General features: G+C 66.4%; 11 protein-coding genes. All 11 read right to left on the bottom strand.

All coding sequences use genetic code 11. The features are described 5' to 3' along the window. Window position 1 precedes the first annotated feature (1 nt). Window positions 2-289 (bottom strand): 30S ribosomal protein S19, encoded by a 288-nt coding sequence (gene rpsS, locus IPP98_13780; GenBank protein ID MBL0180168.1) that lies wholly within the window; start codon window positions 287-289, stop codon window positions 2-4. Continuing rightward, window positions 289-1,128, bottom strand: coding sequence for a 50S ribosomal protein L2 (rplB, locus tag IPP98_13775; protein MBL0180167.1), 840 nt, complete (start codon window positions 1,126-1,128; stop codon window positions 289-291). Before rplB ends, rpsS begins: the two co-directional genes overlap by 1 nt. Further along, window positions 1,129-1,416, bottom strand: coding sequence for a 50S ribosomal protein L23 (rplW, locus tag IPP98_13770; GenBank protein ID MBL0180166.1), 288 nt, complete (start codon window positions 1,414-1,416; stop codon window positions 1,129-1,131). After that, window positions 1,416-2,114, bottom strand: coding sequence for a 50S ribosomal protein L4 (rplD, locus tag IPP98_13765; protein ID MBL0180165.1), 699 nt, complete (start codon window positions 2,112-2,114; stop codon window positions 1,416-1,418). The genes rplW and rplD overlap by 1 nt, the downstream gene beginning before the upstream one ends. Beyond that, window positions 2,107-2,724: a 50S ribosomal protein L3 gene (gene rplC / locus IPP98_13760; GenBank protein MBL0180164.1), complete on the bottom strand. Its 618-nt coding sequence runs from the start codon at window positions 2,722-2,724 to the stop codon at window positions 2,107-2,109. Before rplC ends, rplD begins: the two co-directional genes overlap by 8 nt. A gap of 3 nt (window positions 2,725-2,727) precedes the next feature. Continuing rightward, a complete protein-coding gene (gene rpsJ, locus IPP98_13755; GenBank protein ID MBL0180163.1) occupies window positions 2,728-3,036 on the bottom strand; it encodes a 30S ribosomal protein S10 in 309 nt (102 codons plus the stop codon). Between the two features lie 144 nt (window positions 3,037-3,180). Next, entirely contained in the window at window positions 3,181-4,383 is a 1,203-nt protein-coding gene (gene tuf / locus IPP98_13750; protein MBL0180162.1) for an elongation factor Tu, read from the bottom strand. A gap of 128 nt (window positions 4,384-4,511) precedes the next feature. Further along, window positions 4,512-6,650 (bottom strand): elongation factor G, encoded by a 2,139-nt coding sequence (gene fusA, locus IPP98_13745; GenBank protein MBL0180161.1) that lies wholly within the window; start codon window positions 6,648-6,650, stop codon window positions 4,512-4,514. 233 nt (window positions 6,651-6,883) lie between these two features. Beyond that, window positions 6,884-7,354, bottom strand: coding sequence for a 30S ribosomal protein S7 (rpsG, locus tag IPP98_13740; protein ID MBL0180160.1), 471 nt, complete (start codon window positions 7,352-7,354; stop codon window positions 6,884-6,886). Next, a complete protein-coding gene (locus IPP98_13735) occupies window positions 7,351-7,761 on the bottom strand; it encodes a 30S ribosomal protein S12 (protein MBL0180159.1) in 411 nt (136 codons plus the stop codon). Before IPP98_13735 ends, rpsG begins: the two co-directional genes overlap by 4 nt. Window positions 7,762-8,018: 257 nt before the next feature. Beyond that, window positions 8,019-12,575 (bottom strand): DNA-directed RNA polymerase subunit beta', encoded by a 4,557-nt coding sequence (gene rpoC / locus IPP98_13730; protein MBL0180158.1) that lies wholly within the window; start codon window positions 12,573-12,575, stop codon window positions 8,019-8,021.

The raw sequence follows: 12,575 nt of genomic DNA, 5'->3' as shown, positions 1-12,575 counted from the left end.
ATCAGGCCTTCGCCTTCTTGTCCGCGACCAGCTTGCCGCTGTGACCGCGGAACAGTCGGGTCGGCGCGAACTCGCCCAGCTTGTGGCCGACCATGTTCTCGGAGACGTACACCGGGACGAACTTGTTCCCGTTGTGCACGGCGAAGGTGTGACCGACGAACTCGGGGAGAATGGTGCTCGCCCGGCTCCAGGTCTTGACGACCTTCTTCTCGTTCTTGCTGTTCAGGGCGACGACCTTGTCGGCCAGCGCCTGCTGAACGAAGGGGCCCTTCCGGATGCTGCGTGCCATTACTTGGTCGCCTTCCCGCGCTTGCGCCCGCGCACGATGAGTCGGTTCGATGCCTTCTTCCGCTTCCGCGTCTTCGTCCCCTCAGGCTTGCCCCAAGGCGAGACCGGCGGACGTCCGCCCGAGGTCTTGCCTTCGCCGCCGCCGAGCGGGTGGTCCACCGGGTTCATGGCAACGCCGCGCACATGCGGCCGCTTGCCCTGCCACCGGCTCTTGCCGGCCTTGCCGACCGAGAGCAGCTCGTGTTCCGAGTTGCCGACCTCGCCAATCGTCGCCAGGCAGCGGCCATGCACCAGCCGCATTTCCGACGACTTCATCCGCAGCGTCACGTACTCGCCCTCGCGGGCCAGCACCTGGGCGCCCTGACCGGCCGAGCGCGCCATCTGGCCGCCCTTGCCGATCTTCAACTCGATGTTGTGCACCATGGTACCCAGCGGCACCTCGGCCAGCGGCACCGCGTTGCCCACGCGGATGTCGCTCCCCGGGCCGCTCATCACCATGTCGCCCTGCTTCAGGCCGGCTGGATGCAGGATGTAGCGCTTCTCGCCGTCGGCGTAGAAGAGCAGCGCAATCCGCGCCGTGCGGTTCGGATCGTACTCGATCTCGGCCACGCGCGCCGGGATCCCGAACTTGTCGCGCTTGAAGTCGACGCGACGGTACATCTGCTTGTGGCCACCGCCGCGATGCCGCGAGGTGACATGGCCCTGGTTGTTGCGGCCGCCCGACGACGTCAGGGGCTCGAGCAACGACTTCTCAGGGGTGCCCCGGGTGATCTCGTCGAAACCCGAGACCGAACGGAAGCGCGTGCCCGCAGTGATCGGGCGGAACTGACGAATACTCATTTAGCCCTCGAACACGGCCAAAGATTCGCCGTCCTTCAGGGTCACGATGGCCTTCTTCCAACGCGGCGTCACGCCACGGGTCTTGCCCCGGGCGATCGCGTTGCGGCGCATCTGCATGGTGCGAACTTTCGTGGCATTGACGCCGAAGAACTGCTTCAGCGCCGCCTTGATCTGGTCCTTGGTCGCCTCCGGATGCACCTCGAAGACGTACTCGCCGCGATCCTGCCACGCGGCCGAGCTCTTCTCGGTGATCATCGGACGCACCAGGATGCCGTGCAGGTCCGCCATCACTCACTCTCCGTCGTGGGGGCGGCCTTCTTCTTGGCAGCCGACTTCTTCGCCTTCGGGGCCGCCTCGGTCTCCTCGACCTCGGCCTCGCCGCCGAACGCCGTCCCCTCGATCACCAGCGCATCCGCGCGCAGGATGTCGTACGCCGAGGCGTCGGCAAACGGCAACACCGTGAGGTGCGGCACGTTGCGGGCGCTCAGGTACACCGCCGGCTTGCTGCCGTCGGTCAGGATCAGCGTCTTCACGCCCTCGAGCGACAGCTTGGCCAGCAAGCCGAGCAGCTCCTGGGTCTTCGGCGCCTGGAAGGCCACCGTCTCGATCACGTGCAGCATCCCCTCGCGGGCCCGGGCGTTGAGCGCCGAGCGGCGGGCGAGCTGGCGGACCTTCTTCGGCAACTCGGTCCGGTACGAGCGCGGGCTCGGACCGAAGGCGACACCGCCGCCACGCCAATGCGGCGCGCGGTTCGAACCCTGACGGGCCCGGCCGGTCCCCTTCTGCTTGTACGGCTTGCGACCACCGCCGGACACTTCGGCGCGGGTCTTCACCTTGTGCGTGCCCTGGCGCTGGTTGCCGAGGAACGACTTCACCGCCTGGTGGAGTACGTCCTCGTTCACCGTGCCGTCGAACAGCTCGGCCGGGAGCGCATACGCCTCGGCGCGCTTCACGCCCTTGGCGGAATAGTGCGGCGCGTTAATCATGGCGGCTCTTTCCTCCCTGCTTCGCGACCGTCACGATGCCGTTCTTCGAGCCGGGGACTGCCCCGCGCACGAACAGCAGGTTCCGCTCCGCGTCGACCCGGACAATCGTCAGGCCCATTTCGGTGTGACGCTCGGCACCGTGGTGGCCGGGCATCTTCTTCCCCTTGATCACGCGCGACGGGTCCGTGCCGGGGCCGATCGAGCCGGGCTTCCGGTGACGGGTGTTGCCGTGCGAGGCGGGGCCGCCGTGGAAGCCGTGCCGGTGGACGACACCCTGGAAACCGCGACCCTTCGTCGTCCCGGTGACCTTGACCAGGTCGCCGTCGGCGAAGATCTCAACCGTCACCATCGAGCCGGCGGTCAGCTCCATCCCAGGAACCTGGAACGAGCGGATCACCTGCGGGGCGTAGTCGAACCCAGCCTTCTTGGCGTGGCCGAGGGCGGCGCCGGTCGTGCGCTGCGCCTTGCGCCGGCCGTAGCCGAGCTGCGCCTGCGCCTCGTTGACCTGGAGCACCGGACAGGGCCCAGCCTCGATCACCGTCACCGGCACTGCCGTGCCGTCCGCGGCAAACACACGCGTCATGCCGAGCTTGCGTCCAATGATGGCCATGGACTACTCGACCTTGATCTCGACGTCCACGCCGGCCGGAAGATCCAGCTTCGTCAGCGCGTCCATCGTCTGGGGCCTGGAGTCGTGGATGTCGAGCAGGCGCTTGTGCGTCCGCAGCTCGAACTGTTCACGGCTCTTCTTGTCGACGTGCGGCGAGCGCAGCACCGTCCACCGCTCGGTCTTCACCGGCAGGGGAATCGGTCCCGACACTTGCGCACCGGTCTTTTCCGCAGTGCGTACGATATCCGCCGCGGCCTGGTCCAGCACCACGTGGTCGAACGCCTTGAGGCGGATCCGGATCTTTCCAGCCATCGTGAGTCCTCTCTGATGCTCATCATGGCGCGGGATTGTCCCGCGTCACTGCCGCTGTGGGGTGGACGAGCCACCCCGGTTCACCCACTCTGTACGGGCGACGCATGCGTCGCCCCTACCGATCATCCGCCCGCGTGGGCGGAGCTACTTCAAGATCTTCGTCACGACCCCGGCGCCGACCGTGCGGCCACCCTCGCGGATCGCGAAGCGCAGCCCCTCGTCCATCGCCACGGGCGTGATCAACGTGATCGTCATCTGGATGTTGTCGCCCGGCATCACCATCTCCACGCCCGCCGGCAACTCGCAGCTCCCCGTCACGTCCGTCGTGCGGAAGTAGAACTGCGGCCGGTAGCCCTTGAAGAACGGCGTGTGACGGCCCCCTTCATCCTTGCCCAGCACGTAGACCTCGGCCTCGAACTCCGTGTGCGGCTTCACCGATCCCGGCTTCGCCAGCACCATCCCGCGCTCGATTTCGTTCTTGTCCACGCCCCGGAGCAGCAACCCGACGTTGTCGCCCGCCATCCCGGAGTCCAGCAGCTTCCGGAACATCTCGACGCCCGTCACGATCGCCTTCTTCTCCGCCCCGAAGCCCACCAGCTGGACCTCTTCCTGCACCTTGACCTGGCCGCGCTCGATCCGGCCCGTCGCCACCGTGCCGCGGCCGGTGATCGAGAACACGTCCTCGACCGGCATCAGGAACGGCTTGTCGGTCTCGCGGATCGGCTCCGGGATGTACGTGTCCAGCGCGTCGTACAGCTCCTGGATCTTCTCGACCCACACCGGATCGCCCTCGATCGCCTTGATCGCCGAGCCCCGGATCACCGGCGCGTTGTCGCCGTCGAACTGGTACTGCGTCAACAGCTCACGGACCTCGAGCTCGACCAGGTCGAGCAGCTCCGCGTCGTCGACCAGGTCGCACTTGTTCAGGAACACCACGACCTTCGGCACGTTCACCTGGCGCGCCAGGAGGATGTGCTCGCGGGTCTGCGGCATCGGGCCGTCCACGGCCGACACCACGAGGATCGCGCCGTCCATCTGCGCGGCGCCCGTGATCATGTTCTTCACATAGTCGGCGTGCCCCGGGCAGTCGACGTGCGCGTAGTGGCGGTTCGCCGTCTCGTACTCGACGTGCGAGGTCGCGATCGTCAGGATCTTCGTCGAGTCACGACGCCCCTGCGATTCCGACGCCTTCGCCACTTCGTCGTACGCCACGTACTTCGTCCCGAAGCCCTTGTCGGCCGAGACCTTCGTCAGCGCCGCCGTCGTCGTCGTCTTGCCGTGGTCGACGTGACCGATCGTCCCGACGTTCACGTGCGGCTTGCTGCGGTCAAACTTTGCCTTGGCCATGTCCCGATCTCCGCTACAGCGTGGTGGTCTTCGCCAGTATGGGCGCAGCATGCTGCGCCCCTCCAATCCGTCCTGCAAACCGCACGTGGGGGCACGACATGCTGCGCCCCTACTGCCTTACCGTCGTGCTACGACCGCACCACGTCCCGACCGGCGTTCTTCGCGATGATCTGCTCGGCCACCGCCTTGGGGACTTCCTCGTAGTGCGCGAACTGCATCGTGTAGACCGCCCGGCCCTGCGTCGCGCTGCGCAACGTGGTCGAGTAGCCGAACATCTCGGCGAGCGGGACGTGGCCGGCGACCACCTGCGATTCGCCGCGCTGCGTCATGCCGCCAATCTTGCCGCGCCGCGACGACAGGTCGCCAATGACCGCGCCGAGGAAGTCCTCGGGGCAGACCACTTCGACTTCCATGATCGGCTCGAGGATGATCGGGCCGGCCATGCGGACCGCTTCCTTGATCGCCATCGAGCCGGCGATCTTGAACGCCATTTCGCTCGAGTCGACGTCGTGGTACGAACCGAAGACCAGCGTCGCCTTCACGTCGACCATCGGGTAGCCGGCGAGCACGCCGTTCTCGAGCGCCTCGCGCATCCCCGCTTCGGCCGGCTTGATGAACTCGCGCGGCACGACGCCGCCGACGATCTTGTCGACGAAGGTGAAGCCGGTGCCCTGCTCGCCCGGCTCGCAGTTGATGACGACGTGGCCGAACTGGCCCTTGCCGCCCGACTGCCGGACGAACTTCCCTTCGACGTTCTGCACGGCCTTGGTGATCGTCTCGCGGAAGGCCACCTGCGGACGGCCGACGTTGGCCTCGACCTTGAACTCGCGGCGCATGCGGTCCACCAGGATTTCCAGGTGGAGCTCGCCCATGCCGGCGATGATCGTCTGCGAGGTCTCCGGGTCGGTCCGCACGCGGAACGTCGGATCTTCCTCGGCCAGCTTCTGCATCGCGATCGCGAGCTTGTCCTGGTCGGCCTTCGACTTCGGCTCGATGGCCACGTCGATGACCGGCTCCGGGAACTTCATCGACTCGAGGATGACCGGGTTGTCGGCGTCGCACAGCGTGTCGCCGGTCCGGGTGTCCTTGAGGCCGATCGCCGCGCCGATGTCGCCGGCCAGCACTTCGGAAATTTCTTCCCGCTTGTTGGCGTGCATCTGCAGCAGGCGCGACGTCCGCTCCCGCTTGTCCTTGGTGGCGTTGTAGACGTAGCTGCCGGCCTCGAGCTTGCCCGAGTAGACGCGGAAGAACGTCAAGCGGCCGACGAACGGGTCGGTCGCGATCTTGAACGCCAGCGCCGCGAACGGCGCGTCGTCGGTCGCCGGGCGGGCGAGCTTCTTCTCTTCGTCGCCGGGGGCGTGGCCTTCGATCGGCGGCACGTCCACCGGGCTCGGCAGGTAGTCGATGACACAGTCGAGCAGCGCCTGGACGCCCTTGTTCTTGAACGAGGCGCCGCAGAGCACCGGCACGAATTCCATCGCGATCGTCGCCTTGCGGATCGCGCTGTGGATCTCGTCGACCGTCAGCTCCTCGCCACCGAGGTACTTCTCCATCACCGCGTCATCGTACTCGACGGCCGCCTCGATCGCGGCATGCCGCGCCGCGTTGACGACCTCGAGGTACTCGGCCGGACAGTCGACGACCTGGAACTTCTTGCCCATCGTCGAGTCGTCGAAGATGTACTGGCGCCGCGTGATCACGTCGATGTGGCCGGTGAACGTCTCACCCGACCCGACCGGGATCTGCAGGGCGAACGCACGGCGGCTCAGGCGATCCTTGATCATCGCCAGGCAGCGGTCGAAGTTCGCGCCGACGCGGTCCATCTTGTTCGCGAAGATCATCCGCGGCACGCGATAGCGGTCAGCCTGCTTCCACACCGTCTCGGTCTGCGGCTCGACACCGGCGACCGAGTCGAGCAGCGCGACGCACCCATCGAGGACGCGCAGCGAGCGCTCCACTTCGACGGTGAAGTCGACGTGGCCCGGCGTGTCGATGATGTTGATGCGGTGCTCCTCGCCCGTCCCGGTCGAGTCGCTCTCGCCGTGGCGCGTCCAGAAACACGTGGTCGCGGCCGACGTGATCGTGATCCCGCGCTCCTGCTCCTGCTCCATCCAGTCCATCGTCGCGGCGCCATCGTGGACTTCGCCGATCTTGTGGCTCTTCCCCGTGTAATAGAGGATGCGCTCAGTCGTCGTCGTCTTCCCGGCGTCGATATGGGCCATGATGCCGATGTTGCGATAGAACTGGATCGGTGTATGTCGCGCCATGCTCTCCAACTCCCAGCGAAAAAGCGGGGCGACCGGACCGGACCCGTAGGTCCGCGGTATCGCTCCGCGCCACGTCCGGGCTTTCACCCGAGACAGGAACCCCCAAAGGGAGTCCCGGCGTCATTTCGAAGGTCCAGAGGTGGGTGGGGTGACTCCCCGCTCACGTTGACCTGATGATCCCAAAATCAGCCCTGCCGCCTCACCCTGTACGGGCGAGGCATGCCTCGCCGCTACTACCAGCGATAGTGCGCGAAGGCCCGGTTCGCTTCCGCCATGCGGTGCGTATCGTCCTTCTTCTTGATCGTGTTGCCTTCGCCCTTCGAGGCGAGGATCAGCTCGGCGGCAAGCCGCTCCGCCATCGTCTTTTCGCCACGGGCGCGGGCATACGAGATCAACCAGCGCATCGCCAACGCGGTCCGACGCTCCGGACGCACTTCGACGGGGACCTGGAGCGACGCACCGCCGACGCGGCGGCTCTTCACTTCGACGGCCGGCTTGGCGTTGTTCACGGCCTGCTTGAACACGGCCACGCCCGGCTGCCCGGTGCGCTCTTCGATCATGTCCATCGCGCCGTAGAAGATGCTCTCGGCCAGCGACTTCTTCCCGTCAAACATCAGGTTGCTGACGAACTTCGATACCGTCTGGGAATCGTACCGCGGATCCGGCGGGACGACGCGCTTCACGGCCTTGGTGCGACGACTCACTTCTTACCTCCCTTGCCCTTGGCCGCCACCGCGCCGGCCTTCGGCCGCTTGGCGCCGTACTTCGAACGGCTCTGACGGCGGTCGTTGACGCCGGCGGCGTCAAGGGTGCCGCGGAGAATGTGGTAGCGCACGCCCGGCAGGTCCTTCACGCGGCCGCCCCGGATCAGGACGATCGAGTGTTCCTGCAGGTTGTGGCCTTCACCCGGGATGTACGCGATCACTTCGATGCCGTTCACCAGGCGCACCTTGGCCACCTTCCGAAGCGCCGAGTTCGGCTTCTTCGGGGTGGTGGTGTAGACGCGCGTGCAAACGCCGCGCTTCTGCGGGTTTCCCTGAAGGTGCGGCGCCTTGCCCTTGTAGATGGGCTCCTGGCGGCCGTGGCGGAGCAGCTGGTTGATCGTCGGCATCGGATTCCGGTCGTGCGTTCATCGTTTGGCCGAAAAGGAGAAAAGACCCCTTTTGGGCGACAGATCCACAAGATACGGGGGAACTGCAACCCGGTCAAGGGAGCGGGATACGGTGTGACCAGTGACCAGTGACCCGTGACCCGTGACCAGGGGAGACCGCACCGTGGCGGTTACACAGTGAAACGGCGACCGGGGTGTTCCCGATCGCCGCTCACTGGTTACTCGTCACTGGTCACTGGTCACTGGTCACCAGCTGTTCAGACCTCGATCTCATCCCCGATCAGCAAGGCGACGTCGGGAACCGGCGCCTCCTCCACGATCTCGACCGGCGGCGGCGGCTCGAAGCCAGCCGGCGGCTGGATTTCCAGGTCGACGTACCGGTAGTGACCGGTGCCGGCCGGGATCAGGTGGCCGATGATGATGTTCTCCTTCAGCCCCTTGAGGTCGTCCTTGGCGCCGCGGATCGCCGCGTCGGTCAGGATCCGGGTGGTCTCCTGGAAGGAGGCCGCCGAGATGAACGACTGCGTGGTCAGCGAGGCCTTGGTGATGCCGAGCAGGACCGGCTCGGCGTTCGCCGGGTCGCCCTTCTTCTTCATCACCCGCTCGTTCTCGTCGCGGTAGGTGAGACGATCCACCGTCTCGCCGTCGAGGAACGACGTCTCGCCCGGATCGGTGACGCGCACCTTCTGCAGCATCTGTCGCACGATGACGCCGATGTGCTTGTCGTTGATCCGCACGCCCTGGAGTCGGTAGACCTCCTGGACCTCGTTCAACAGGTATTCCTGTACCGCGCGCGGACCCTTGATCTGCAGGATCTCGTGCGGCGACACCGGGCCCTCGGTCAGGCGGTCACCCGCGCGGACGCGGTCGCCCTCGTGCACCCGGAGGTGCTTGCCGGCCGGCACTTCGTAGAGACGCGCCTCGGCCGCTTCCGGGATCGTCCCGTCCGGCGCCAGCGGATAGACGTAGATCTCGCGCTTGCCGCGCTTGATCTCGCCGAACTTCACCATGCCGTCGATCTCGGCCATCGTCGCCGGATCCTTCGGACGACGCGCCTCGAAGAGCTCGGCGATCCGCGGCAGACCACCGGTGATGTCGCGCGTCTTGTAGGCCTGACGCGGAATCTTGGTGATCGTGACGCCCTTGCTGATCTTCACCGGCTCGGAGAGGAAGACCGTCTTGTCCTTGCTCTCCTTCTTCGACTTGCTCGGCCACGCGACGTTGATCGGGTGCTCGGTGACCTTGAAGTGCTCCGACCACGGATTCGCTTCCGGCGGCAGGTCGAGGGCCCGGGTGACCGGGTCCGTCGGCGAGCCGAGGATGATGCGCGACCCTTCGGCCAGGGTGTATTCCTGCGGGTCCTTCCGGTTGACCTGGTAGACCAGGACGGACGGATGGAGCTCGCGATCCGGATCGGTCACGACGACGATCGAGCGCAGGCCGGTGCCTTCGTCCAGCTCCTCGCGGAGCGTGACGCCCGGCACCAGGTCCTTCCACCGGAGCTCGCCGTCGACCTTGATGATGCTCGGGTCGTTGTACGGGTCCCAGGTGTAGAGGATCGACGCCCGCTTGTCGTTGTCGCCCTTCGATGCCAGGTCCCCTTCCTTGATCTGCAGGAAGGCGCCTTCCGGCACCGGGTAGCGATTGAGCGCGCGCTTCGGGTCCTTCGGATCGACCAGGACGATGCCCGCCTTGGTCTCCTCGGTGGCCGACTCGGTCTCGCGCGTGAGGGCGATGCGGACGGTGGTCCGGATGCCGTCCTCGTACTCGACCGGCACGTCCGCCCACTCGAGGTCGTCCGTGTAGGTGACCAGGCCGTCGGTCCGCGCACGACGCTCCGCCTCTTCGGCGATGCGCGACGAGGTGCCGCCGATGTGGAACGTCCGCAGGGTCAGCTGCGTGCCCGGCTCGCCGATCGACTGCGCCGCCAGAATGCCGACCGCCTCGCCCAGATCCACCATTTCCATGGTGGCCAGGTTCCGGCCGTAGCACATCCGGCAGACGCCGCGCTTCGACTCGCAGGTGAGCACGGAGCGGATCTTGACCTTCTCGATCCCGGAGTCGTCGATCTGCTGCGCGATCTCCTCGTCGATGAGCTCGCCGGCCTGCACCAGGAGGCGGGCATCGCCGAACTCGTCGAGCACGTGCGGATCGGTGACGTCGTCGGCCGCAACCGTGCCGAGAATCCGGTCACGCAACGGCTCGATGATGTCCTCCCCTTCCTTGAGCGGCGACATCTCCAGCCCCATCACCGTCCCGCAATCCTCCTCGGTGATCGTGACGTCCTGCGCCACGTCGCAGAGGCGGCGCGTCAGGTAGCCGGCGTCGGCCGTCTTCAGGGCGGTGTCGGCCAGACCCTTCCGCGCGCCGTGGGTCGAGATGAAGTACTCGAGCACCGTGAGGCCTTCGCGGAAGTTCGACTTGATCGGCGACTCGATGATTTCGCCGATGCCGCCGGTCAGCTTCTTCTGCGGCTTCGCCATCAGGCCGCGCATGCCGGCCAGCTGCCGGATCTGGTCGCGCGATCCACGGGAGCCGGAGTCGTACATCATGTACACCGGGTTGTACCCGCCGCGCGACTTCCGCATCGCGGTGAGCATCGCCTCGGCGACGTCGTTGTTGGCGTGCGTCCAGGCGTCGATGACCTTGTTGTAGCGCTCGCCGAAGGTGATCTGGCCGGTGTTGTACGCCTTCTGGAACCGCTCGACGCGCTTCTGCGCCTCGGCGAGCAGCTCGTGCTTCTCCCCCGGGATCTCGAGGTCCTCGATGCCGATGGAGATGCCGCCGCCGGTGGCGAACTCGAACCCGAAGCGCTTGAGGCGGTCGAGGAAGTCCACCGTCTCGCGGAGCCCGGCACGCCGGTAGCTCTGCAGCACCATTTCGGAGAGCTGCTTCTTCTTCATCAGCTCGTCACGGAAGCCGAGCTCGGCCACCACGCGACGCGGCAGGATGTTGTTGAACAGCACCCGGCCCGCGGTGGTCTTGACCCAGCGCGGCCGCGCGTCTTCGGACTCGGCCGGCGGGATGAACCAGTAGTAGATCGCCGTCTGGTGCCGGATGGTGCCGTGCAGCAGCGCCATCTCGAGTTCCGCGATCGCGGCGTAGTACGGCGCGTCCTTCCACAGCTCGGCCTTGACGGCCTCGAGCTTGCCAGCGGGCACGCGCATCTTCTCCTCGAAGTGCGGCGGGAGCTTGGTGAGGAAGTACGACCCCAGCACCATGTCCTGCGACGGCTCCGCCACCGGGCGGCCGTCGGACGGCTTCAGGATGTTGTTCGACGACACCATCAGGAGGCGGGCCTCGAGCTGCGCCTCGAACGAGAGCGGCACGTGCACGGCCATCTGGTCGCCGTCGAAGTCGGCGTTGAACGCCGCGCAGACGAGCGGGTGAATCCGGATCGCCTTGCCCTCGACCAGCTTCGGCTCGAACGCCTGGATGCCGAGGCGGTGCAGCGTCGGGGCGCGGTTGAGCAGCACCGGATGGTCCTGAATGATCTCCTCGAGGATCTCGTACACCTCGGGGCTCTCACGCTCGACGATCTTCTTGGCGCGCTTCACCGTCTCCGCAATCCCCTTCTCCACCAGCTTGTGGATGATGAAGGGCTTGAAGAGTTCGACGGCCATGGTCTTCGGCAGGCCGCACTGGTGCAGGCGGAGCTCCGGGCCGACGACGATGACCGACCGGCCGGAGTAGTCCACGCGCTTGCCGAGCAGGTTCTGCCGGAAGCGGCCCTGCTTGCCCTTGAGCATGTCGGAGAGCGACTTCAGCGGGCGCTTGCCGCGACCGCGGATCGCCTTGCTGCGGCGACCGTTGTCGAACAGCGCGTCGACGGCCTCCTGCAGCATCCGCTTCTCGTTCCGGAGAATGACTTCCGGCGCCTTGTGCTGGATCAGCTTCTGCAGGCGGTTGTTCCGGTTGATCACGCGCCGGTACAGGTCGTTCAGGTCGGACGTGGCGAAGCGCCCACCGTCGAGCGGCACCAGCGGCCGCAGGTCGGGCGGAATCACCGGGATGACGTCCATGATCATCCACGTCGGATCGTTCGGATCCTCGCCGTTGTCGCCCGACCCCAGGAAGGCGTCGACGATCTTCAGCCGCTTGAGCATCTGCTTCTTGCGGTGCTGCGACGTCTCGGTGGAGACCGAGGCGCGGAGCTGCTCCGCGACCAGCTTGATGTCGAGGCGACGAAGGAGCTCGCGCACGGCCGGCGCGCCGATCTCGGCGCGGAAGGCCGCGTCGTTCTCGTCACGCGCCTTCATGCGCAGCGCGAGATACTCGTCCTCGTCCAGCAGCTGCTTCTCCTCGACTTCCTGCTTGCCCGGATCGAGGACGATGTAGCTGGAATAGTAGAGGACGCGCTCGAGCTCCTTGAGCGTGATGTCGATCAGGTTCCCCATCGGCGACGGGAGCGTCTTGAAGAACCAGATGTGCGCGACCGGCACGGAGAGCTCGATGTGGCCCATCCGCTCCCGACGCACCTTCGACAGCGTCACCTCGACGCCGCAGCGGTCGCAGATCACGCCGCGATAGCGGATCCGCTTGTACTTGCCGCAATGGCACTCCCAGTCCTTGACCGGGCCGAAGATGCGCTCGCAGAACAGGCCGTCCTTTTCCGGCTTGAACGAGCGGTAGTTGATGGTCTCGGGCTTGGTGACCTCGCCCCATGACCACCAGTAGCGCGACCCCTGGAGTTCCAGGCGCTCGCGCTCCTTGGGATCGCGCGGGCCCCGGATTTCCTCGGGGCTCGCGATCCGGATGCTGATGTAGTCGAAGCTCGAGCTCTTGGGCTCGCGTCCGCTGCGGAAGTCGATCAT

The organism is Gemmatimonadota bacterium (genome assembly GCA_016720805.1).
In the GTDB taxonomy this organism is placed as follows: Bacteria; Gemmatimonadota; Gemmatimonadetes; order Gemmatimonadales; family GWC2-71-9; genus Palsa-1233.
This window is presented reverse-complemented; position numbering and strand designations above follow the sequence as displayed.